At 64.4% G+C, this 22,529-nt stretch carries 18 protein-coding genes; 9 read left to right on the top strand and 9 right to left on the bottom strand.

The genetic code is table 11. The annotated features are described in order from the left end of the window. Positions 1-9: 9 nt before the first annotated feature. Positions 10-1,434 (bottom strand): allantoinase PuuE, encoded by a 1,425-nt coding sequence (puuE, locus tag EJ078_RS13265; RefSeq protein ID WP_127214767.1) that lies wholly within the window; start codon positions 1,432-1,434, stop codon positions 10-12. A gap of 176 nt (positions 1,435-1,610) precedes the next feature. Here puuE and uraH point away from each other — a divergent pair, with 176 nt between their 5' ends. The 4 genes from uraH (at position 1,611) to xdhC (ending at position 6,888) form a co-directional block, all read left to right on the top strand. Further along, the gene (gene uraH, locus EJ078_RS13260; protein ID WP_066995957.1) at positions 1,611-1,985 is read left to right on the top strand and encodes a hydroxyisourate hydrolase; all 375 of its coding nucleotides are present in this window, start codon (positions 1,611-1,613) and stop codon (positions 1,983-1,985) included. 3 nt (positions 1,986-1,988) lie between these two features. Beyond that, entirely contained in the window at positions 1,989-3,467 is a 1,479-nt protein-coding gene (xdhA, locus tag EJ078_RS13255; protein WP_127214765.1) for a xanthine dehydrogenase small subunit, read from the top strand. Continuing rightward, positions 3,467-5,830, top strand: coding sequence for a xanthine dehydrogenase molybdopterin binding subunit (gene xdhB, locus EJ078_RS13250; protein WP_127214763.1), 2,364 nt, complete (start codon positions 3,467-3,469; stop codon positions 5,828-5,830). The genes xdhA and xdhB overlap by 1 nt, the downstream gene beginning before the upstream one ends. Positions 5,831-5,892: 62 nt before the next feature. Further along, a complete protein-coding gene (xdhC, locus tag EJ078_RS13245) occupies positions 5,893-6,888 on the top strand; it encodes a xanthine dehydrogenase accessory protein XdhC (RefSeq protein ID WP_127214761.1) in 996 nt (331 codons plus the stop codon). A 25-nt stretch (positions 6,889-6,913) separates the two neighbouring features. Here the strand turns inward: xdhC and dps are convergent, their stop codons facing one another. Continuing rightward, positions 6,914-7,402, bottom strand: coding sequence for a DNA starvation/stationary phase protection protein Dps (gene dps, locus EJ078_RS13240; protein ID WP_067324121.1), 489 nt, complete (start codon positions 7,400-7,402; stop codon positions 6,914-6,916). A 249-nt stretch (positions 7,403-7,651) separates the two neighbouring features. On the opposite strand from dps, the gene EJ078_RS13235 reads away from it, so the two are divergent. After that, positions 7,652-8,488 carry a PhzF family phenazine biosynthesis protein gene (locus EJ078_RS13235; protein WP_127214759.1) on the top strand — a complete coding sequence of 279 codons (837 nt, stop codon included), beginning with the start codon at positions 7,652-7,654 and terminating at the stop codon, positions 8,486-8,488. Between the two features lie 37 nt (positions 8,489-8,525). On the opposite strand, the gene EJ078_RS13230 is transcribed toward EJ078_RS13235, so the two are convergent. Next, positions 8,526-9,446, bottom strand: a complete 921-nt coding sequence (locus EJ078_RS13230) for a LysR family transcriptional regulator (RefSeq protein ID WP_127214757.1) — start codon at positions 9,444-9,446, stop codon at positions 8,526-8,528. Between the two features lie 151 nt (positions 9,447-9,597). Between EJ078_RS13230 and EJ078_RS13225 the strand changes: the two genes are divergently transcribed. The 4 genes from EJ078_RS13225 to EJ078_RS13210 all read left to right on the top strand — a co-directional run bounded on the left by EJ078_RS13225 (position 9,598) and on the right by EJ078_RS13210 (position 13,975). After that, the gene (locus EJ078_RS13225; RefSeq protein WP_127214755.1) at positions 9,598-10,824 is read left to right on the top strand and encodes a urate hydroxylase PuuD; all 1,227 of its coding nucleotides are present in this window, start codon (positions 9,598-9,600) and stop codon (positions 10,822-10,824) included. Between the two features lie 2 nt (positions 10,825-10,826). Beyond that, entirely contained in the window at positions 10,827-12,140 is a 1,314-nt protein-coding gene (gene guaD / locus EJ078_RS13220; protein WP_127214753.1) for a guanine deaminase, read from the top strand. 75 nt (positions 12,141-12,215) lie between these two features. Next, entirely contained in the window at positions 12,216-12,719 is a 504-nt protein-coding gene (locus EJ078_RS13215) for a heme-degrading domain-containing protein (protein WP_127214751.1), read from the top strand. Next, entirely contained in the window at positions 12,716-13,975 is a 1,260-nt protein-coding gene (locus EJ078_RS13210) for a glycerate kinase (RefSeq protein WP_127403607.1), read from the top strand. The genes EJ078_RS13215 and EJ078_RS13210 overlap by 4 nt, the downstream gene beginning before the upstream one ends. Before the next feature lie 265 nt (positions 13,976-14,240). On the opposite strand, the gene EJ078_RS13205 is transcribed toward EJ078_RS13210, so the two are convergent. From EJ078_RS13205 to EJ078_RS13180, 6 genes are all read right to left on the bottom strand, one after another. Further along, positions 14,241-15,707 (bottom strand): UdgX family uracil-DNA binding protein, encoded by a 1,467-nt coding sequence (locus EJ078_RS13205; protein ID WP_127214747.1) that lies wholly within the window; start codon positions 15,705-15,707, stop codon positions 14,241-14,243. Between the two features lie 2 nt (positions 15,708-15,709). Beyond that, positions 15,710-16,945: a putative DNA modification/repair radical SAM protein gene (locus EJ078_RS13200; RefSeq protein WP_127847067.1), complete on the bottom strand. Its 1,236-nt coding sequence runs from the start codon at positions 16,943-16,945 to the stop codon at positions 15,710-15,712. An 89-nt stretch (positions 16,946-17,034) separates the two neighbouring features. Next, positions 17,035-18,441 (bottom strand): glutamine synthetase family protein, encoded by a 1,407-nt coding sequence (locus tag EJ078_RS13195; protein WP_127216802.1) that lies wholly within the window; start codon positions 18,439-18,441, stop codon positions 17,035-17,037. An 11-nt stretch (positions 18,442-18,452) separates the two neighbouring features. After that, positions 18,453-19,829, bottom strand: coding sequence for an aspartate aminotransferase family protein (locus tag EJ078_RS13190; protein ID WP_127216800.1), 1,377 nt, complete (start codon positions 19,827-19,829; stop codon positions 18,453-18,455). A 181-nt stretch (positions 19,830-20,010) separates the two neighbouring features. Next, the gene (locus tag EJ078_RS13185) at positions 20,011-20,985 is read right to left on the bottom strand and encodes a WD40 repeat domain-containing protein (protein ID WP_208721552.1); all 975 of its coding nucleotides are present in this window, start codon (positions 20,983-20,985) and stop codon (positions 20,011-20,013) included. Positions 20,986-21,218: 233 nt separating this feature from the next. Next, entirely contained in the window at positions 21,219-22,280 is a 1,062-nt protein-coding gene (locus tag EJ078_RS13180) for a GTP-binding protein (protein WP_127216798.1), read from the bottom strand. Positions 22,281-22,529 lie beyond the last annotated feature (249 nt).

Here is a 22,529-nt window from a genome sequence, read left to right as displayed (position 1 = left end):
TGTTGAAGCCTATTTTGGAAGCATGTCTTTCAGCCGAAGCAGCGCGATGCGCTCGACTTGTTTGCACGCGATCTCGAATTCATTGCTGCGGCTGTTGCCGATGCGCGCCTCGAACTCCGCCAGGATCTGGTCCTTGGTCTTGCCCTTGACCGCGATGATGAAGGGAAAGCCGAAGGTCGTGACATAGGCGGCGTTGAGCTTCGAAAACAGCTCGCGCTCCTTGTCGGTCAGCGCGTCGAGCCCGGCGGAGGCCTGTTCCTTGGCCGATTCCGCCGTCAGCCGCTTGGCCGCCGCCAGCTTGCCGGCGAGGTCGGGATGGGCGTTGAGCACGGAAAGTCGCTCGGCTTCGGTCGCCGCGCGGAAGACGCGGCAGAGCGCGTTGTGCAGGCCGCCGGCGCTGTCATGGGCCGGGCCGAGCTCCAGTTCGTAGGCCCGCTCGGCGATCCACGGCGAATGCTCGAACACCCCGCCGAAGGCATGCACGAATTCCTCGAATTCCATCCGAGACGGGCGCAGCGCCGGCGCCTGGTAGGGGTGCGTCTCGCGCCAGTGTTTTGCGATATCGATGCGCCGGGTCAGCCACACCCTGTCATGCGACTTCACATAGTCGACGAAGCGCTTCAGCGCCGCCACGCGGCCCGGACGGCCGACCAGCCGGCAATGCAGGCCGATGTTCATCATGCGCGGCCGCCCCGCCTTGCCCTCCGCATAGAGCGTGTCGAAACTGTCCTTCAGATAGGCGAAGAACTGGTCGCCCGAATTGAAGCCCTGCGGCGTGGCAAAGCGCATGTCGTTGGCGTCGAGCGTGTAGGGGATGATGAGCTGCGGCTTCTCCAGACCACCCCGGTCGAACCAGTAGGGCAATTCGTCGTCATATGTGTCGGAGACGTAATCGAAGCCGCCTTCCTCGGCGACGAGTCGCACCGTGTTGAGCGAAGTGCGGCCGGTGTACCAGCCGGTCGGCCGCGCGCCGGTCACTTCGTAATGCAGACGGATCGTCTCTTCGAGGTCGCGTCGCTCGTCCTCCGCGCTATGGTCGCGGTAGTCGATCCATTTCAGCCCGTGCGAGGCGATCTCCCAGCCGGCCTCCTGCATCGCCGCGACCTGATCGGGGGAGCGTGCCAGCGCCGTGGCGACGCCGTAGCAGGTCACCGGCACCTCAGCTTGCGTGAACAGCCGGTAGAGCCGCCAGAAGCCGGCGCGGGCGCCGTATTCATAGATCGATTCCATGTTCCAGTGGCGCTGGCCGAGCCAGGGGGCGGCGCCGACGATCTCGGAGAGGAAGGCTTCGGAAGCCTTGTCGCCGTGCAGCACGCAGTTCTCGCCGCCTTCTTCGTAATTGACGACGAACTGCACCGCGACATAGGCGCCGCCGGGCCATTTCGGGTCTGGCGGATTGGCTCCGTAACCGCGCATGTCCCGTTCGTAACGCATGATCGCTCCTGCCCGACTGTTGAGATGAAGATATCGAAAGGAGTGCTCGTGCATTCCCCCGAAAATTTTTGAAAGTGCTTTTTGCCGCACTCCGCTCGACCGGGGCTTATGCATCGCCTTTAATTGGCGCACAATTGACCTGAAAACGTTCGACTACTTGGGATGGGAGGCGGCCAGTGGCAGAAACGTCGAAAGCCGATGGCGGGCGTCTGACGACCCATGTCCTCGATACCGCGACCGGCAGGCCGGCAAAGGGCCTTTCGATCGGGCTTTTCCGCCTCGAAGGCCAGGCCCGCACGCATTTGAAGACCGTCACCACCAATGATGACGGCCGCTGCGACGCGCCGTTGCTTGCTGGCGCCGACTTCCGCACCGGCGAGTACGAGCTGGTCTTCGCTGCCGGCGATTATCTGCGCGGGCAGGGCGCCAGCCTGCCGGAGCCGGCTTTCCTCGACACCGTGCCGATCCGCTTCGGCATGGCGGAGGAGCGGCATTATCATGTGCCGCTCTTGATCTCGCCCTACGGCTACTCGACCTATCGCGGGAGCTGAGACATGGCCGACAAGACCCGTAACCAGATACGCTTCATCCTGAACGGCGACGATGTCGCGCTGAACGACATCGCCCCCGACGCGACCCTGCTCGACTGGCTGCGGTTGAACCGCTCGCTGCGCGGCACCAAGGAAGGCTGCGCCGAGGGCGATTGCGGCGCCTGCACGGTGCTGGTCGGCAAGCTGTCGGTCGAGGGCCTGGTCTATGAAAGCGTCAATGCTTGCATCCGCTTCATGGGCTCGCTCGACGGCACGCATGTCGTCACCGTTGAGCACCTGCGCGGCAATGGCGAACAGCTTCACCCCGTGCAGCAGGCGATGGTCGATTTCCATGGCTCGCAATGCGGCTTCTGCACGCCCGGTTTCGTCATGTCACTCTATGCGCTCTGGATGAAGACGCCCAATCCGTCCGACGCGGCGATCGAAAAGGCGCTGCAGGGCAATCTCTGCCGCTGTACCGGCTACGAGGCGATCATGCGCGCGGCGCGCGCCATATCAAGCTACGGCAAGGCGGCGAAGGACCCGCTGGCAGTGGAGCGCAAGGATATCACCGCACGGCTGGGAGCGCTGCGCGACGGCGCCAGGGTCGAGGTCGGTTCGGGTACGCAGCGGCTGATCGTGCCGGCTGACGTCGACGATTTCGCCATGGTGCTCGAGAAGGAGCCTGGCGCCACCATCGTTGCCGGCTCGACCGATGTCGGGCTGTGGGTCACCAAGCATATGCGCGACATCTCGCCGGCTATCTTCATCGGTGGCCTCGACGGCTTGCGCACGATCTCGGAGACCGATGGCGTGATTACGATCGGCGCCGGCGTGACTTACAGCGAAGCCTTCGCCACGCTTTCCAGGCGTATCCCGGCCTTGGGACCGCTGGTCGACCGCATCGGCGGCGAGCAGGTGCGCAACATGGGCACCATCGGCGGCAACATCGCCAACGGCTCTCCGATCGGCGACACGCCGCCGCCGCTGATCGCGCTCGGCGCGCGGCTAACGCTCCGCAAGGGCAAAGCCCGACGCACGATCCCGCTCGAAACCTTCTTCATTGCCTATGGCAAGCAGGATCGGCAGCCCGGCGAATTCGTCGAGGCCGTCCATGTGCCCGTGCCGGCAGAGGGCACGAAATTTGCCGTCTACAAGGTCACCAAGCGCCGCGACGAGGACATTACTGCTACCCTCGGCGCCTTTTATCTGACCGAGGCCAAGGACGGCACCGTGGCGGATATCCGTATCGCCTATGGCGGCATGGCGCCGACGCCGAAGCGGGCGACTGCGGTTGAAACCGCCCTTATCGGCAAAGTCTGGACCGAAGCGAGTGTCGAGTCCGCGATGGCCGAATACGCCAGCGACTTCACGCCAATTACCGATATGCGTGCAACCGCCGAGTATCGGGCGCTGGCGGCGAAGAATCTTTTGCTGCGCTTTTATGTCGAAACCACCGGCACCGGGGCGCCGTTTCAAGTGACCCGCACCGAGGCGGCCTGATGAACAAGCACGCCACTCCCAACCTCAAGGCCGAAAAAATCGTCGGCGGCGTCGCCACCGAGCAGCGGCACGATTCCGCGCACAAGCATGTCAGCGGCGCCGCCGTCTATATCGACGACATGCCTGAGCCTGCCGGCACGATGCATGTCGGCCTTGGCCTCGCCAAGGTCGCGCACGGCATGCTGAAGAGCATCGATCTGTCGGCGGTGCGCGCAGCGCCAGGCGTCGTCGATGTGCTGACCTGTGCCGACGTGCCCGGCGAGAACGACGTCTCGCCGAGCAACATGCATGACGATCCGGTGCTCGCCGAGCACAAGGTGCTATTCTACGGCCAGCCGATCTTCGCCGTGGTAGCTGAGACACGCGAGGCGGCGCGCCGCGCGGCACGCCTGGCTAGGATCGAATATGACGAGCTTCCGGCTGTGATCGACATCTGGGACCTCGACCCGGTCAAGGACAAGCAGGTCACCACGCCGCTGATCCTGAAGCGCGGCGATGCGGCCGCGGCGATTGCGGCGGCACCCCGCCGCATCAAGAACCGCATGTGGCTTGGCGGCCAGGACCATTTCTACCTCGAGGGCCAGGTCTCGCTGGCGATCCCCGGTGAGGACGACGAGGTGATCGTCTATTGCTCGACGCAGGGGCCGAGCGAGACGCAGCATCTGGTTGCGCATGCGCTCGGCGTGCCGAGCCATGCGGTGACGGTGGAAGTGCGCCGCATGGGCGGCGGCTTCGGCGGCAAGGAGACGCAGGCCAACCAATGCGCGGCCATAGCCGCCATCGCGGCCAAGAAGCTGGGGCGCGCGGTGAAGATCAGGCTCGACCGCGACGAGGACATGACCGCCACAGGCAAGCGGCATGATTTTGCCATCGACTACGAGGTCGGCTTCGACGACGAGGGCAACATCCTCGGCGTCGATTTCACCTATGCCCTGCGCTGCGGCTTCTCCGCCGACCTGTCCGGTCCGGTCGGCGACCGGGCGCTCTTCCATTGCGACAACGCTTACTTCTATCCGGCGGTGCACGCGAAATCGGCGCCGCTTTTCACCAACACGGTCTCGAACACCGCTTTCCGCGGCTTTGGCGGCCCGCAAGGCATGGTCGGCGCGGAGCGCGTCATCGACGAAGTGGCCTTCGCGGTCGGCAAGGATCCGCTCGAAATCCGCAAGCTCAATTTCTATGACCCGATGGATGCGATCGGCGAACGCTGCCTCACGCCCTATCACCAGAAGGTCGAGGACAACATCATCCACCGCATCGTCGCGGAGCTGGAGGAAAGCGCCAATTATGCGCGGCGGCGGCGCGAGATCAGCGCCTTCAACAACAACAGCCGCTTTATCAAGCGCGGCCTGGCGCTGACGCCGGTCAAGTTCGGCATTTCCTTCACAAAGACCGAGGCCAACCAGGCCGGCGCCCTGGTGCATGTCTATGCCGACGGCTCGGTGCATATGAACCATGGCGGCACCGAAATGGGCCAGGGCCTTCATCTCAAGGTGGCGCAGGTCGTCGCCGAGGAATTCCAGATCGATCTCGACCGGGTCAAGATCACCGCCACCACCACAGCCAAGGTGCCGAACACCTCGCCGACGGCGGCATCTTCCGGCGCCGACCTTAACGGCATGGCGGCGCAGGATGCCGCTCGGCAGATCCGCAAGCGGCTGACGGATTTCGCGGCCGAAAAATACCAGGTGCCGCTCGACCAGGTCGTGTTCCTGCCCAACCGGGTGCGCATCGGCAACCAGGAAATCGCCTTCAGCGATCTGGTCAAGCAAGCCTACATGAACCGCGTCCAGCTCTCGGCGGCTGGCTTCTACAAAACGCCGAAGATCCATTGGGACCGCAGCAAGGGCCGCGGCCATGCCTTCTACTACTACGCCTATGGCGCGGCCTGCTCGGAAGTCTCGGTCGATACGCTGACGGGCGAATATGTCGTCGAGCGCACCGACATCCTGCACGATGCCGGCCGCTCGCTGAACAGCGCGATCGACCTCGGCCAGGTCGAGGGCGGCTTCATCCAGGGCATGGGCTGGCTGACGACGGAAGAGCTTTGGTGGGACAACGGCGGCCGGCTGCGCACGCATGCGCCGTCGACCTACAAGATCCCGCTCGCTTCCGACCGGCCAAAAATCTTCAACGTCAAGCTGACCGACTGGTCATCGGCCTACGAGCCGACCATCCATCGCTCCAAGGCGGTCGGCGAGCCGCCGCTGCCACACGGCATGTCGGTGCTGCATGCACTCTCCGACGCGGTGGCGAGTGTCGCCGATCACAGGATCTGCCCGCGCCTCGATGCCCCGGCGACGCCGGAACGGGTGCTGATGGCGATCGAAAGGCTGAAGCGGGAAGCCGCAAAGCCGGCCTGAACCGGCCAAAACGTGCAATTCGAGGTGCGAAACGCTATATTTCCTGGGTGGAAATGCAGACGATGAACTCGAAAGTGCAAAGCCTGAAGGCGTTTCTCGGCCAGGCCGGCCGGGCCGCGCTCGTCGAGGTCGCGGCCACCAAGGGCTCGACCCCGCGCGAAGCCGGCGCCTTCATGCTCGTCTCACCATCGGCGATTTTCGGCACCATCGGCGGCGGCCAGCTTGAATTCATGGCGATCGACAAGGCGCGGCAGATGCTTTTCTCCTCCCTTGAGGGCGAGATGGCCGCGAAGCGGCCAGAGGGGGTGCTCTCAGAAGGCAAGCGAGCGCCGAGCACTGCCCCGGTGACCCAACCTGGCGGCTCCGCCGCCACCCTGCCCTGGAGGGGGAGGGAAGCCCGCATCGAGGTCGACGAAACCTGCGCGACCCTGGATGTTCCACTGGGTCCTGAAATCGGCCAATGCTGCGGCGGCCGAGTCGAGGTTCTGATCCGCTTGGTTGACGCTAAGATCGAACAGGAACTGGTAGCCAAGGCCGAGGCCGAGGAGGCGCATCTGCCGCATGTCTATGTCTTTGGCGGCGGCCATGTCGGCCAGGCGCTGGCCGCGTCGTTGGCGCTGCTGCCCATTCATGTGGAGGTCGTCGAGACGCGGGCCGATGCGCTGGAAGGCATGCCGGAAACGGTTGAGACGCGGCTGACGCCGATGCCCGAAGCGGTGGTGCGCGAAGCCCGTGCGGGATCGGCCTTCGCCATCCTCACCCATGACCATGCGCTGGATTTCCTGATCGTCGCCGAGGCGCTGAAGCGCGACGACGCCGCCTATGTCGGCATGATCGGCTCGAAGACCAAGAAGGCGACGTTCAAGAACTGGTTCCTGAAGTCCGACGAGGGCAGCGAGGCCCAGTTCAACCGTCTCGTCTCGCCGATCGGCGGCAATGCCGTGAAGGACAAGCGCCCGCCGGTGATCGCCGCGCTCGCCGCCGCCGAGATCATGACGGCGCTGGTGTCGCATGCGGTCCAGGCCTCGGCCGCGCCCGCAAAGGCGATGGCCGGCTGATTCAGCCGGGGAGGAGCCTAGCCGGCTATTCCTTTTCCTGCGTATGCGCTTCGAGGAACCACAGCAACTTGTCGAGCGAACGCGAGTAGGCGGTAAAAATGTCGGCGGTGTCGGCATCGCCGGCGTCGTCCGCCTCGTCGATCGCCTCACGCGCCAGCCTGGCAGCGGTGGCATAGCGGTCGATCAGCGCCGCCAGATGATCCTTGGTCTTGTGGATGTCGGTCGGATAGGGCTGGAGCTTCGTTGCCCTCGACACCTCCTGCGAGGTGCCGTGCGCGGTGCCGCCAAGCTGCACGGCGCGTTCTGCGATGATGTCGACATGGCCGTCGATCTCCTCGCGGAACTCGTCGAGCATCTCATGGATGGCGATGAACTGCGGGCCCTTGACGTTCCAGTGCGCCTGCTTGGTGACCAGCGCCAGGTCGATGGCATCGGCAAGCCTGGCATTGAGAAGATCGATCGATTCCTTCTTGGCGTCGGATTTGAGGTCGTTCTTGGTGACAATGGCGTCCATGGTCGGCTCCTGTGGCGCTGGGTCGCTGTGAAAGCTGGGGACTTGGTCTCGAAGGGCGGCCGTGCAGCCGCCAATCGCCAGAACGGCGACGGAGCGGGTTTCGTTCCGCGTCGGATCGAGGGGCGCACAGCTGGCGAAGGTATGACTGATGCTCACAGCTGCTCGTCGCTTTCTTCGTTTCCCAAACCGGATTGAACCGTGTTTTCTGCACGCCTGGCGAACACGAATGACGAACACGGGACGAGCGACATGGATGTCTTGCGCATAGCGGCATTTTCGGACGGCAACAGCGGCGGCAACCCGGCCGGCGTGGTGATTGGCGAGGTTCTGCCCGACGCCGCAGACATGCAGCGCGTCGCTGCAGAGGTCGGCTTTTCCGAGACCGCCTTTGCCGCACGTGAAGGCGACGGCTGGCGTGTCCGCTACTTTTCGCCCGAATCGGAAGTGCCGTTCTGCGGCCATGCCACCATCGCGCTGGGCGCGGCCCTCGTTAGAAAGTTCGGTGACGGAATTTTCAAGCTGCTCCTGAATCAGGCCGCCATCACCGTCGAAGGGTTTCGCGACGGCGCCAACTTTGCCGCCGCCCTGCAGTCGCCGCCGACGCGCAGCCGGCCGGCCCCGTCGGAGCTGGCCGGCGAGACCCTGGCCATGTTCGGTTACCAGCCGGGCGATCTCGATCCCGCCATTCCGCCGGCGCTGATTCATGGCGGCGCCGACCATCTGGTGCTGGCCTTGAAGTCGCGCAAGGCGCTCGCCGCCATGGCCTATGACCTGAAACAGGGCCGGGCCCTGATGCGGCGCGAGGGACTGGTAACGATCCTGCTCGCCTATGCCGAAACGCCGCGTCTCTTCCACACGCGCAATCCCTTCGCTTCCGGCGGCGTCTACGAGGATCCGGCGACCGGCGCTGCCGCCGCCGCCTTTGCCGGCTATCTGCGCGACATTGGCTGGGCGCATGGCGGCGCGATCGATATCGCTCAGGGCGAGGATATGGGCATGCGCTCGCGGCTGCATGCCGATATTCCGCCCACCCCGGGCAGCTCGATCCGGGTATCCGGCACAGCCCGCCTGATGGACGAAGACTGAGTGTGGTCACCCACGCGAAGGCGCGTGCCCGCCAGCCCTACCTACCGGCAAGTATGTCCTTGATCAGCCGCTGGCAGCGATCGGCCATGAAGTCGAGCAGCAGGCGCACCTTCGGATCCTGCAGCTTCTTGTGCGGATAGACGGCAGCGAACTGCACCGGCGTCGGCGGCGTCGTTGCCAGGATCACTCTCAGCCGCTGATCGCGGATGAACGGCTCGACCTCGAAGCGCGGCTTGTTGATGATGCCGCGCCCCGACAGCGCCCAGCCTGTCAGCACATCGCCATCGTCCGTATCGTAGGGTCCATGCACCTCGAATTTCTGCGGACCGCTCGGCGTCTGCAGCGTCCAGACATATTCGCGCGTGCCGGAATAGCGCAGCATCAGGCAATCATGTTTCTTGCCGATCAGTTCCTGCGGCTCGACCGGCTCGCCGCGCGCCTCGAGGTATTTCGGCGCCGCCACCAGCACGCGCTCGCATTCCATGATGCCGCGCATCCGAAGGCTGGAATCCTCGATGATGCCAAGCCGGAAGGCGACGTCGATGCCTTCCTTCATGATGTCGACATTGTGGTCGGAGAGTCTCAGCCGCACCTCGATATCGGGGTATTTGTCGTGGAAATCCGGAATGCCCGAGGCGATCAGCCGCCGGCCGAGGCCGAGCGGCGCCGTTACCTTGATCGTGCCGCGCGGCTGGCCGGAGAGTGCTGCGACCGCGGCCTCCGCCTCGGTGATCGCGTCCAGCACCTGCTTGGCGCCGGTGTAGAACACGGTGCCGTGCTCGGTCGGCATCAGCTGCCTCGTGGTGCGGTTGAACAGCCGCACGCCGAGGTGCTTCTCCAACTCCTTGATGCGGTTGGAGGCGACCGCCGGTGAGATGCGCATGTCGCGCCCGGCCGCCGACAGATTGCCGAGCTCGACGACGCGGACGAAGACGGCGATGTTGTCGAGATAGGCCATGCGACGGTCGTGGCTCTCAAATGGCTGCGTGGGACGACCCTAGTATTTTCCATTTTTTTTTGAAAGTCATCGCGCGCCCCGCCTCTTTTCGTTTGCGCTCCAGACCGTAAAGTCGCCTGATCGGCAGGGACGATTTCCCAGGGGCGACTCGATGATGGATTTTGCGATTTTCTGGGACTGGCTGAGCTTCGCCGTCCGCTGGCTGCATGTCATCACCGGCATCGCCTGGATCGGCTCGTCCTTCTATTTCGTCGCCCTCGATCTCGGGCTGCGCCAGCGTCCCGGCCTGCCCGCCGGCGCCTTCGGCGAGGAGTGGCAGGTGCATGGCGGCGGCTTCTACCACATCCAGAAATATCTCGTGGCGCCGGCGGAGATGCCGGAGCACCTGACCTGGTTCAAATGGGAATCCTACGCCACCTGGCTGTCGGGCTTCGCCATGCTTTGCGTGGTCTATTATGCCGGCGCCGACCTCTTCCTGATCGACCCCAACGTGCTCAACATCTCGGTACCCGTCGGCATCCTCTTGTCGCTGGCAACGATCGGCGTCGGCTGGATCGTCTATGACCTGCTCTGCCGCTCGCCGCTCGGCAAAAGCGATACCGGCCTGATGCTGGTGCTCTACTTCGTGCTGGTCTTCATCGCCTGGGGGCTGACGCACCTCTTCACCGGCCGCGCCGCCTTCCTGCATCTCGGCGCCATCACCGCCACGATCATGTCGGCCAATGTCTTCATGGTCATCATCCCCAACCAGAAGATCGTCGTGGCCGACCTGATCGCCGGCCGCAAGCCGGACCCGAAATACGGCAAGATTGCCAAGCAGCGCTCGCTGCACAACAACTACCTGACCTTGCCGGTGCTGTTTCTGATGCTGTCGAACCACTACCCGCTGGCCTTCGGCACCCAATTCAACTGGGTCATCGCCTCGCTGGTCTTCATCATCGGCGTGCTGATTCGGCACTATTTCAACACCGTGCACGCGAGGAAGGGGAACCCGACCTGGACCTGGCTGGGTGCCGCCGTGCTGTTCATGGTCGTCATCTGGCTGTCGACCGTGCCCAAGGTGCTGACGGGGGAGTCCAAGACCTCCGCGGCATCCGCTGCTGCCCAGGTCTACATTGCCTCGGCGCATTTCCCGGCCGTGCGCGACACCGTGCTCGGCCGTTGTTCGATGTGCCATACCGAAGAGCCGGCCTATGAAGGAATTTACCATGCGCCGAAGGGCGTGTTGCTCGACACCGACGCGCGCATCGCCGAGCATGCCCGGGAGATCTACCTCCAGGCCGGCCGCGCGCATGCCATGCCGCCCGCCAACGTCACTCAGATAACCGACCAGGAACGGGCCCTTTTGGTGGCCTGGTTCGAAGGCGCCGGAAAGTAAGCATGACCTCGAAACTCCTGCGCGGCCGCACGCTCTCCTTCCTGCGCTGGCCCGAAGCAATCGACGACCATTCCGCCTGGCGCTACGAGGAGGATGGCGGGCTGCTGATCGACGACGGCAAGATCATTGCCGCCGGTCCGTATGCCGAGATCGCCAAGCGCGCCGGCGCCGGCGTCGAGACGATCGATCATCGCCCGCATCTCATCCTGCCGGGCTTCATCGATGCGCATGTGCATGTTCCGCAGATGCAGATCATCGCGTCCTACGGCGCCGAGCTGCTCGACTGGCTGAACAAATACACCTTTCCGGAGGAGTCGAAATTCGCGAACGCGCAGCATGGCCGCCGCATCGCCAGGCTCTTCCTCGACGAGATGCTGCGCCAGGGCACGACGACGGTCGTCGCCTATTGCTCGGTGCACAAATCGTCGGCCGAAGCCTTCTTCGCCGAATCGCACGACCGCAATATGCTCAACATCGCCGGCAAGGTGATGATGGACCGCAATGCGCCGGAGGGCGTGCTGGACACACCGCAGACCGGCTATGACGACAGCAAGGCGCTGATTGCCGAATGGCACGGCAAGGGCCGCCAGCTCTATGCCATCACCCCGCGCTTCGCCATCACCTCCTCGCCCGAGCAGATGGAGATGGCCGGCGCGCTCTGCCGTGAGCATCCCGATCTGCACATGCAGACGCATCTGTCGGAAAACCACGCCGAGATCGCCTTCACCCAGGAGCTCTACCCCTGGTCGCGCGACTACACTGACGTCTATGAGCATTACGGCCTGCTGGGCAAAAAGAGCCTTTTCGGCCACTGCATCCATCTATCCGAGCGCGAAGCCGATGCGCTGTCGCAATCGGGTTCGATTGCGGTGTTCTGCCCGACCTCCAATCTCTTCCTTGGCTCCGGCCTGTTCGACTACCAGCGCTACCGCCGCCGCGAAAAGCCGCTCAGCATCGCTGCCGCCAGCGATGTCGGCGGCGGCACCAACTATTCGATGCTGCGGACCATGGATGAGGGCTACAAAGTCATCGCGCTGAATGGCGAGAAGCTCAACCCCTTCCAGTCCTTCTGGCAGCTGACGCGCGGCAATGCCGAGGCGCTGGCTGTCGCCGAAAAAATCGGCACGCTGGAAGAAGGCACGGATGCCGACATCGTCGTGCTCGACGCCAACGCCACGCCGGCCATGCGGCTGAGGATGGAGACGGTGGAGACCCTGGCGGAGGAGCTCTTCCTGCTGCAGACGCTGGGCGACGACCGCGCCGTGAGCGAGGTCTATGTGGCGGGTCGGCCGGCCAAGAGCGCGATTGTCGCATAGATTAAACGTGCTCGTCGCTTGACCCCGCGTCAGCCATCGGCCAAAGCGTGCGTCGACATTGACAGGGGAAACGCCATGGCTGCCGCCGACGACATCGCTCTGATCAAGAAACAGGAAGCCACGCTGGTCTTTCCGGCCTTCGACGAGGCCGTGGCCTTCCAGATAGGCGCGGCGATCAGGGAGCGGGCGCTCAACGAAAACCTGCCGATTATCGTCGATATTAGGACCTTCGACCGTCCCCTATTCTATGCCGCTATGCCGGGCTCCAACGCCTCCAACCCCGACTGGGCGCGGCGCAAGATCAATGTCGTCAAGCGCTATCTCAGAAGCACCTATCGCATGGTGCTGGAGCAGCAGCGACCCGACCGCACCTTCAAGGTCGGCGAAGCACTCGACATTGCCGACTATGTGCTGGCCGGCGGCGGCTTTCCCGTCGCGGTGAAGGGCGCAGGCGTGATCGGCGTCATCGCCGTCTCCGGTCTGCCCGAACGAGAAGACCACGGTGTCGTTGTCGATGCGCTCTGCGCCCATCTCGGAGTCGATGCGAGCAAGCTCAAGTTGCCGCCGGAAGAGAAATGACCGATCCAAAAACTTTCCTTACGTCGATCTTCAACGCCGCCGTCGCCGCTGCCGATCCGGAAAAGACGATCCGCAATCATTTGCCGGCAAAGCCGAAGGGCCGCACCATCGTTATCGGCGCCGGCAAGGGCTCGGCGCAGATGGCGGCGGCCTTCGAGAAGGTCTGGGATGGTCCGATCGATGGGCTGATCGTGACCCGCTACGGCTATGGCGCCAGATGCGAGCGCATCGAGATCATCGAGGCGGCGCACCCGGTGCCGGACGCCGCCGGCCTCGAAGCCTCGCGTCGGCTGTTGGAGAAGGTGCGGGGACTGAGCGCGGACGATCTGGTCGTGGCGCTGATCTCGGGCGGCGGCTCGGCGCTGCTGCCGTCGCCCGCTCCCGGCCTGACTCTTGCCGACGAGATCGCCGTCAACGAGGCGCTGCTCGCTTCCGGCGCGCCGATCGCGGCGATGAACACCATCCGCAAGCACATCTCGACCATAAAGGGCGGCCGGCTGGCCGGCGCCGCTCATCCGGCCCGGGTCGTATCGCTGGTCGTCTCCGACATTCCCGGCGACAATCCGGCGCTGGTGGCCTCGGGGCCGACCGTCCCCGACACCGGCAGCCGCGCGGATGCGCTGGCGTCGATCGCCGCCTACGGCATGAGCCTGCCGGATGCGGTCATGGCGCATATCCAGTCTGCCGCAGCCGATGCGCCACGCTCCGACGATCCGCGCTTTGCCGGCAATCAAGTGCATCTCATCGCCTCGGCCGGCGTCTCGCTGGAAGCCGCGGCCGCCGCAGCGAAGCGGCAAGGCATCGAGGCCGTCATCCTGTCGGATTCGATCGAGGGCGAGGCGCGCGAGGTCGGCGGCGTGCATGCCGCGATTGCCCGCGAGGTGGCGACCCGTAACCGGCCTTTCGAGAAGCCGATGCTGATCCTCTCCGGCGGCGAGACGACGGTAACGCTGCGGGCGAAGGGCAAGGGCGGCCGGAATTCCGAATTCCTGCTTGCCTTCGCCATCGGTATCGATGGGGTCAGCGGCATCCATGCTTTAGCCGCTGACACCGACGGCATCGACGGCTCCGAGGACAATGCCGGCGCCTTCGCCGACGGCACGACCGTGGCGCGCATGCGTGCCGCAGGCGTCGATGCTAAGGCTATGCTTGCCGGCAACAATGCCTGGACCGCCTTCAACGCGGTCGGCGATCTGTTCGTGCCCGGTCCGACCGGGACCAACGTCAATGATCTAAGGGCGATACTCGTCCGGTAGCGCAATAAACGCCGAAGTCGTCATTCCAGGGCGAAGCAGGAGCGAAGCTCCGTCGCGGAGACCCTGGAATCCATTCCGTGACCTCGGGCATGGAATGCAGCGGAGCAGAATTGTGCATCGTTGCGACGCCTGCAGGTAACGGAATGATCCTCAGGTCTGCGCGCGTCGCTCCGAGGCGACGGGCATCTCGCCCAATTCTCCCAAGTCGCACGACTCGTACAACAGCATCCGTCCGCGCAAGGTCCCGTTCAGGCGCGCAGATCGGTCAAGCAGCCATCAACTGCTTCACCTTCCTCATATCGGTGAGAAACCGCTCCCTCTCGGCCTCCTTGTCCTCATGCTCGCGGATGCGCAGGATGAAGGACGGATGGATGGTGACAAAGACGCGCAAGCCGTCCTCGCGCTGGATGACGTCGCCGCGCATCCTGGTGATCGGCACCGCCTTGCCGAGCAGCGACTGCGCCGCTGTCGCGCCGAGCGCCACCGCAAGATTTGGCTTGATGAGGTCGAGTTCCTTGTCGAGCCACCAGCGGCAGGCACGAATTTCGCCGGCATTGGGCTTTGAATGGATCCGCCTCTTGCCGCGCGGCTCGAACTTGAAATGCTTCACCGCATTGGTCACATAGACCTTGCGGCGGTCGATCTCGGCCTGGTCCAAAATGCTGTCGAACACCTTGCCCGCGGGCCCGACGAACGGCTTGCCGGCAAGGTCCTCTTGGTCGCCGGGCTGCTCTCCGACAAACACCACGTCGGCATTCTCCGGTCCCTCGCCGAACACGGTTTGCGTGGCATCGCGCCAGAGCGGGCAACGCCGGCAACCGCTCGCCTCTTCGCGCAATGCCGGAATATCCGTACTTTCGGGCTCCACCACATCCGCCGGCTCCGGCGAAGGCCAGTGTTTTGCCTTCACTTTGGCGTGGCGCGGCGCTGGGGAGGTCGGCATCCGGGCGATCATGGCTGTCGCGGCTCTGTCCGCTCCTGCTATCAGGTCTGGAATGAGCGAGGCCTCGGGAAGGTTCCGCCAATATTTCTTCGGCATCTCCTTCTGCATCGCCTTCACCTTGAGGCGGGCCGGGTTGAAGATATTCTCGAAATAGGTCCGCCACAGCGTCTCGGCGTCGTCTTCCGCCGGCGCGTCGCGCTTGCTGGCGCCTGGGCCGATCGCCAGCCGCTCGCCGTCCCAGTCGGCCGAGGCGTGCGGCGTGAGAATCGTCCAGCGCATGCCGGCGAAGCGGCGCACAAAGAAATCGGCATTGCGCTCGGCGATGAAATGGTCGGGCTCGAACCAGGCGACATAACGTTCCTCCGCGCCGTCGCCGATCTTCCGGAAGCGCACGAAGGCGCGCATCTTGTGAATGTCGCGCCGAACCGCCTTTTCCATGGACTCGAGCTTACGGGTATCCGGGTCGGAAGCGATCGACAGCAGCTTCGGTTCGACGCGCAACCGCCAGAGCAACCGATAGAGGAAGTTGAAACGCTCGGGGTCCGAATGACAGATGACCGTCTCTGCACGTTCGATGAACTCGCGCGGCACGACAAGCCGCGCATCTTGTCGGCAAGCCGGCAAATCGTTGCCGCGATCATCATCGTCGTGGCCCACCTGCCACGCCACCTCTTCCGGCGGGATATCATTCGTGGCCAGCCGGCGCGCCGCATCGCGCCAACCGGCGAAATCGGTCTCGCTCTCGAGACGGGCGAGATGAGATGCGAGGCTGAGCTGGGTCCGTGCCATGGTCAAAACAGCGAAAGCTGCTCGCAAGATCGGGTGATGATCTGGCGCAAGCCCGACTTGTCGGTGAGCGCGCCTGGTGACCAGCCTTCCGCAGTGATGAAGGGGCGTACCTTGGCCACCGAATGGCAGAGCCGTCCGACATCTTCGAGACGCAGCCGGCGACGGCGGCGCGTCTCCAGAATCCTGTCGACCACCTTGGTGCCCAACCCGGGCACACGCAGCAGCGCCTCCCGATCGGCGCGGTTGACGTCGACCGGGAACCGGCCGCGGTTGCGCAGCGCCCAGGCAAGTTTGGGATCGACGGCAAGGTCGAGCATGCCGTCATTGCTGCCGGCCAGGATTTCAGGCTGCGAGAAGCCGTAGAAGCGCATCAGCCAGTCCGCCTGGTAAAGCCGGTGCTCGCGCATCAAGGGCGGCTTCTGCAACGGCAGCGCCGCAGACGAATCCGGGATCGGACTGAAGGCGGAATAATAGACGCGGCGCAGATGATAGCTGCCATAAAGCCGGGCGCTGGCGCGCAGGATGCCGTCGTCGGACGTTTTGTCGGCGCCGACAATCATCTGCGTCGACTGGCCGCCCGGCGCAAAGCGCTCGCGTTTGCGGCTCTGCAACGTTGGTTCGGCCTTCTCTTCGATCTTGCAGCGCAGCTTGGCCATGGAAAGCCGGATCGTTTCCGGCTTCTTTTCCGGGGCCAGCTTCTTCACCCCTTCGTCGGTCGGCAGCTCGACATTGATCGACAGGCGATCGGCATAACGGCCTGCTTTTTCGATCAGTTCGGCTGACGCTTCGGGAATGGTCTTGAGGTGAATATAGCCGCCGAATTTCTCCTCGATCCTGAGCCGTCGCGCCACCTCGACCATCTCGCCCATCGTCTTGTCCGGCGAGCGGATGACGCCGGAAGACAGGAACAGACCCTCGATGTAGTTGCGGCGATAAAAATCCATGGTGAGCCGCACCACCTCGTCGACGCTGAAGCGGGCTCGCCGCACATTGGAGGAGGAGCGGTTGATGCAATAGCTGCAGTCGTAAATGCAGAAATTGGTGAGCAGGATCTTCAGCAGCGAAATGCAGCGCCCGTCCGGCGCGTAGGAATGGCAGATGCCCGAGCCCTCGGTCGAACCGATGCCGCCCGATTTCAGCGAATCGCGTTTCGCCGAACCGGACGATGCGCAGGAGGCGTCGTATTTAGCGGCGTCGGACAGGATCGCCAGTTTCTCGCGGACGGAAAGCACAGCCATGCGTTCATGATATGTTCCAGAAAGTCGCCTGGCTATAACTTTTGAGTGTCGCGGCGAAACGTGATCACTCCGTCTGCGAGGCCAAGTCCTCAGACCTCGTGGAGGTAGAGGTGGTAGTCGAGTTCGCTGACGGTGCGTGCGACGCGCAGATATTCCGCCTGCTTGATCGCCACGAAGGTCCGGTGCAGGTCGGGACCGAGCGCCGATTTCAGGAATTCGGAGCCACGTGCCGCCTCGATCGCGGCGCGCCAATCGGTCGGCATGGTGGAGGCTTCCGCTGTCTGCTCGTAACCGTTGCCGGTCGTTTCCGGTCCGGGGTCAAGGGCCTCGTCGAGGCCGTTAACGATGCCCGCCAGCACCGTCGCCGCCACAAGATAAGGGTTGGCGTCGACGCCGGACGGCCGGTGCTCGATACGCCGGTTCATCGCATCGCCCGCCGGCACGCGCAACGCCACGGAGCGGTTGTTGACGCCCCAGGTCGGCGCCACCGGCGCATAGGATTGCGCCACGAAACGCCGCCATGAATTGGCATGCGGCGCAAACACCAGCATCGATTCCGCCATGGTGTGGATCAGGCCGCCAAGCGCGTTGAGCAGGCTTGGCGACCATTTCTCGCCGGCAGCTTCGGTGAAGACGTTGCGGCCGGCATCGTCCTGCAGCGAGACGTGGAAATGCATGCCCGAACCGGCATAGGCCTCGATCGGCTTGGCCATGAAGCAGGCGGTGACGCCGTGCCGGCGCGCCTGCGCCCTCACCAGCCGCTTCAGCATGACCAGGTCGTCGGCCGCCCGCATCACGTCCTTGCGGTAGTTGAGCGTCAGCTCGTACTGTCCGGGCGCATATTCGGAAATCACCGTCTCGGCCGGAATGCCTTGCGCCCTGGCGGCGGCGTAGATGTCGGAAAACAGCGGCTCCATGCCGTGCAGGTGGTCGACTGAATAGACTTCCGTTTTGCCCGAGCGGCGCCCGTCGAGCACCGCGCGCGCCGCCTGCACCTTGCCGTCGGCATCGCGCTCATTGGCAAGCAGAAAAAATTCCAGTTCGAAGGCGCCGGCCGGATGCAGGCCGCGCGCCGCCAGGATCTCGACTTGCCTTGCCAGCACCAGCCGCGGATCGGAGGTCATCGGCTGGCCGTCGAGACGATACATCGCCATCAGCACCTGGCCGCGCGGCGGCTTGGTGCCGTGCAGCGGCACCAGCGTGCCTGGAACCGGCCATGCCCTGAGGTCGCCGTCGCCGGTGTCCCAGATCAGCCCGGTCTCGTGAACATCCTCACCGGTGATGTCGAGGCCGAGGATCGAGATCGGCATATGCCTTCCGCCCTCGAAAATGCTCATCAGCTCGTGCCGGCGCACGATCTTGCCGCGGCCGATGCCGTTGGCGTCGGTGAGCACGATGTCGAAGGCCTCGATGTCGGGATGGGCGGCGAGAAACGCTTTCGCCTCGGCCGGCGTCGAGCCCGAAGGGGAGGTCGCAACTGTGCTCGGATTGTCCATAGCCGCTTGTCTCATGCCGTAAGCCTGGCGGCAACCGCGGCGAAAGCCGCGATCAGGCGGCTTACCTGCGCCGCGGTCGTCGCCGGCGAGATCAGCATCATATTGTGGAACGGCGCGATCAGCACGCCGCGATTGACCAGCGCGACATGGACGGCGGCTTCGAGTTCCGGCGCATGTGCCTTCTCCGCCTCGCCGCCGTTCTTGAGCGGCCCGGGCGCGCAGATGAACTCGACGCGGGCGCCGACGCGCGCGACATGCCAAGGCAGCTTGTTTCGCTCGATGACGGCGGAGAGCCCCGCGTCGAGGCGGCGCGCCAGCCGGTCCATATGCGCATAGGCTTCCTCGGTCATTACCTCTTCGAGCGTCGCCTGCATCGCCGCGAATTGCAGCGGGTTGGCCGACAGCGTGGTGCCCATGCCGGAATAGCCGGGCTCCTTGCTGCGATTGTAAGCGCCGTAGCGCGTCGCGATCTCCTCGCTCATGCCCCAGATGCTGGCCGGCACGCCTCCGGCCACCGGCTTGCCGAGCACAAACAGGTCCGGCTCCAGCCCGTGCCGTCGCGTGTAACCGCCGGGCCCGGTTGAAATGGTGTGCGTCTCGTCGATCAAAAGCAGCGTGCCGGCGGCCCGGGTGAGGCGCCGCAGCGCGTCCTGGAAGCCGGGTTCCGGCAGCACCATGCAGGAATTGGTCAGCACCGGTTCGGTGATCACGCAGGCGATATCGCGGTCGCCAAGTGCCGCTTCCAATGCTGCAATATCGTTGAATTCGATAACCTTGGTTGCCCGTGTGAGATCGCGGAACTCGCCTGCCAGCCCAGCCCGGTTGACCGGCTTGCCGTCGATCAGTCGCACCATCGTCTCGTCGACCGAGCCGTGATAGCAGCCGTTGAAGACCAGGATCTTTTCGCGCCCCGTCACCGCGCGGGCGACCCGCAAGGCGAAGCGGTTGGCATCGGTGGCGGTGGTGGCGATCTGCCAATACGGCAGGCCGAAGCGCTGCTGCAAGAGCGGACCGATCGCCAGCGCATCCTCGCTGGGCAGCATATAGGTCAAGCCGCGTGCTGCTTGCCGGCGGATGGCGCGGGCGACCGCCGGCGGCGAATGGCCGAGCATCGAGCCGGTGTCGCCCAGGCAGAAATCGTCGAGCTTGTTGCCGTCGACATCGGTAATCGTGGCACCCTTGGCGCTGTCGACCAGGATCGGGAAAGGCGTCGGCCAGTCAGTCATCCAATGCATCGGCACGCCGCCGAGGAAGCCGGCCATGCCGTTGCCAACCTTGGCCTCGGACTTCGGCCGCGCCTTGCGGAAGGCGGCCGCCTCGGCCTCGCGCAGCTCGGCTATGCGGGCGGCGGCGATGCCGCCGATGGATGTCCGGTCGATTGAATGCATGAAGCCCCTCTTTCTCGCGCGGCACTCTGCCAACCGGTCGGCAAAACCGCAATTGGCCGCGCAGGGGGCGGGCGTTGGCTCAGGCAGTAGGGATTAAGGGGAGTAGGGGAGTAGGCAGGGGGAGGAAGTGCAGGAGGTCTCTGTTTTCCCTATTCCCTTGCTGCCCTATTCCCCTAATCCCTTACGCAGTGATGTCGATCACGCCGCAATCGCCGGCCGCGCTGCCGAAGACAATGCGGCGCTCTTCCCTGTCCCACATCATCGAGGTGATGGCGCCTTTGCCGGGACGGCGCAGCAGCACTTCCTTGGCGTCGGCGAAGCGGGCCGCGATCACCATGCCGTCCTCATAGCCGATCGCCGTGACCTCCTGGCTGGGATGGCAGGCAACGCAGGTCACCATGGTATTGCCGCGCGTGCCGAGCTCCAGCGGCGCCTTGCCCATCGGCCCGTCCTTGCTGGCGAAAGGCCACACGATCGCCGCCGGCGCGCCGGAGCTCGCCAGCCATTTGCCCTTCACGCTCCAGGACAGGCTTTTGACCTTGCCCGGATAGCCGCTCATGCGCATGTGCTTTCCGTCCGCCAGCTTCCAGCCATGCAGCGCGTTTTCCTGCATGGTGGTAATCAGGAAAGCGCCGTCCGGCGAAAAGCTGATCCCGGTATGGGCGCCGGCCCATTCGAGCTCGACCGGCTTGCCCTCCGCCGCAGGAAAATGCAGCGTCGCGCCGTTGTAGCGGGCAACGCCGAAGCGCATGCCCTTGGGCGAGAAGGCGAGCCCTTCCACCGAGCGCGAATGGGCGAATTCCTTGATCTTGCCGTCGGCGAAACGGACGAACGTCGTCTTGCCCGAGGCATAGGCGACCGCACCCTGAGGGCCCGCCGCAACGCTGGTGATCCATTTTCTGCCGGCGCTGGCAAGTTCGCTCGCCTCGCCGCCGGCCTTGACCGCAAACACCTTGCCGTCCTCGCCGCCGGTGATCAGGCGGTCGTTCGCCGCATCGTGGAAGGCGGCGAGCAGCCCATCATTCGCCTGTACGATCTTATGCCCATTGTCGAGCCGATGGATCGCGCCGTCGGCCAAAGCGAAATGCGGCACGTCGCCGAGGAAGACGGCGGCGACGCAATGGCCTTCGAGATCAAGCGGGGCGACTGTCGGCATGGGGATGATCCATTCGATTTCACCAGCCGGCGCGGCTAGGTGTGACTCCCCCTTCTCCCCTTGTGGGAGAAGGTGGATTGGCGCGTAGCGCCAAGACGGTTGAGGGGTGTTCGACGGAGTGCCGTCATCGCCAAGCTGGAACACCCCTCATCCGACCGAGCTTCGCTCGGCCACCTTCTCCCACAAGGGGAGAAGGAAAGTAGGGGCAGCGCTAACGCCTGAAAGTCCGGAAATCAAGCCGCCTGGCAAGCTTCAAAACTCTTCCTGAGGCGCTCGGCGTCGAGATCGCGGCCGATGAAGACCAGCCGACTTTCACGCTTCTCGCCGTCCTTCCAGGCGCGCTGGTGGTCGCCTTCGAGGATCATGTGCACGCCTTGCAGCACATAGCGGTCCTCGTCGCCCTTCAGCGCGATGATGCCCTTAAGCCTGAGGATGTTCGGCCCTTCCATCTGGGTCACCTTCTCGATCCATGGGAAGAACTTCTTCGGATCCATCTCGCCGCCGCGCAGCGAGACCGACTTCACCGTGACATCGTGGATGTCGGAAGGATGGTCGTGATGATGGTGATAGTGCCCGTCGTGGTGATGGTGGTGGTCGTGATCGCAATCCGGGCCGCATTCATGGTCGTGATCGTGGTCGTGCGCCTCGAGGAAATGCGGATCGTTCTCCAGCGCGCGTGACAGGTCGAAGGCGCCGCGGTCGAGCACTTCGCCGAGCGCCACACCGGCGCGCTGGGTGCGATGGATCCTGGCCGCCGGGTTGATGGCGCGGATCGTCGCCTCGACCTTTTCGAGCTCTTCGGGAGTGACGAGATCGGTCTTGTTCAGCACCACCACATCGGCGAAGGCGATCTGGTCCTCGGCCTCCTTCGAGTCCTTCAGGCGCAGCGGCAGGTGCTTGGCGTCAACCAGCGCCACCACCGCGTCGAGCTTGGTTTTGGAGCGCACATCGTCGTCCATGAAGAAGGTCTGCGCCACCGGCACCGGGTCGGCCAGGCCAGTGGTCTCGACCACGATGGCATCGAAACGGCCGGGCCGCCGCATCAGGCCCTCGACGACGCGGATCAGGTCGCCGCGCACCGTGCAGCACACGCAGCCATTGTTCATCTCATAGATTTCCTCGTCGGATTCGACGATCAGATCGTTGTCGATGCCGATCTCGCCGAACTCGTTGACGATGACCGCGTAACGCTTGCCGTGGTTCTCCGACAGGATGCGGTTGAGCAGCGTCGTCTTGCCCGCGCCGAGATAGCCGGTGAGAACGGTTACGGGGATCTGCGTCTGTGCATCGCTCATGGCCTGCCTCGAAAAATCTGTGCTCGAAGGATTTGTCGGCCCTCATATAGGACGTGAGCCGCGCTTTTGCACGCGCCAAACCGATGGGCCAGCCGGTCCCGATCGGGGCAGCCGCAGTGGGTTAAAGGAACAGGGCAGCCGCACGGCATCAGAGCCCCTCCGGGATGTTCCGCTGTGAATGCCGGCGGGCCAAAAGTCGTTTGTCATCTAACTGAAATAAACATCTGGCATCACCTGCGCGGGCACCGC

It is taken from the genome of Mesorhizobium sp. M1A.F.Ca.IN.022.06.1.1, assembly GCF_003952605.1.
Lineage (GTDB): Bacteria > Pseudomonadota > Alphaproteobacteria > Rhizobiales > Rhizobiaceae > Mesorhizobium.
Note: the sequence above shows the minus strand (reverse complement) of the source record. Positions and strands in the feature narration are given on the sequence as shown.

Excerpts from the sequence above, each read along its gene's own strand:
- puuE (WP_127214767.1), bottom strand. The coding sequence starts at position 1,434 with ATGCGTTACGAACGGGACATGCGCGGTTACGGAGCCAATCCGCCAGAC.
- xdhA (WP_127214765.1), top strand. The coding sequence starts at position 1,989 with ATGGCCGACAAGACCCGTAACCAGATACGCTTCATCCTGAACGGCGAC.
- xdhB (WP_127214763.1), top strand. The coding sequence starts at position 3,467 with ATGAACAAGCACGCCACTCCCAACCTCAAGGCCGAAAAAATCGTCGGC.
- xdhC (WP_127214761.1), top strand. The coding sequence starts at position 5,893 with ATGAACTCGAAAGTGCAAAGCCTGAAGGCGTTTCTCGGCCAGGCCGGC.
- dps (WP_067324121.1), bottom strand. The coding sequence starts at position 7,402 with ATGGACGCCATTGTCACCAAGAACGACCTCAAATCCGACGCCAAGAAG.
- EJ078_RS13235 (WP_127214759.1), top strand. The coding sequence starts at position 7,652 with ATGGATGTCTTGCGCATAGCGGCATTTTCGGACGGCAACAGCGGCGGC.
- EJ078_RS13230 (WP_127214757.1), bottom strand. The coding sequence starts at position 9,446 with ATGGCCTATCTCGACAACATCGCCGTCTTCGTCCGCGTCGTCGAGCTC.
- EJ078_RS13225 (WP_127214755.1), top strand. The coding sequence starts at position 9,598 with ATGATGGATTTTGCGATTTTCTGGGACTGGCTGAGCTTCGCCGTCCGC.
- guaD (WP_127214753.1), top strand. The coding sequence starts at position 10,827 with ATGACCTCGAAACTCCTGCGCGGCCGCACGCTCTCCTTCCTGCGCTGG.
- EJ078_RS13215 (WP_127214751.1), top strand. The coding sequence starts at position 12,216 with ATGGCTGCCGCCGACGACATCGCTCTGATCAAGAAACAGGAAGCCACG.
- EJ078_RS13210 (WP_127403607.1), top strand. The coding sequence starts at position 12,716 with ATGACCGATCCAAAAACTTTCCTTACGTCGATCTTCAACGCCGCCGTC.
- EJ078_RS13205 (WP_127214747.1), bottom strand. The coding sequence starts at position 15,707 with ATGGCACGGACCCAGCTCAGCCTCGCATCTCATCTCGCCCGTCTCGAG.
- EJ078_RS13200 (WP_127847067.1), bottom strand. The coding sequence starts at position 16,945 with ATGGCTGTGCTTTCCGTCCGCGAGAAACTGGCGATCCTGTCCGACGCC.
- EJ078_RS13195 (WP_127216802.1), bottom strand. The coding sequence starts at position 18,441 with ATGGACAATCCGAGCACAGTTGCGACCTCCCCTTCGGGCTCGACGCCG.
- EJ078_RS13190 (WP_127216800.1), bottom strand. The coding sequence starts at position 19,829 with ATGCATTCAATCGACCGGACATCCATCGGCGGCATCGCCGCCGCCCGC.
- EJ078_RS13185 (WP_208721552.1), bottom strand. The coding sequence starts at position 20,985 with ATGCCGACAGTCGCCCCGCTTGATCTCGAAGGCCATTGCGTCGCCGCC.
- EJ078_RS13180 (WP_127216798.1), bottom strand. The coding sequence starts at position 22,280 with ATGAGCGATGCACAGACGCAGATCCCCGTAACCGTTCTCACCGGCTAT.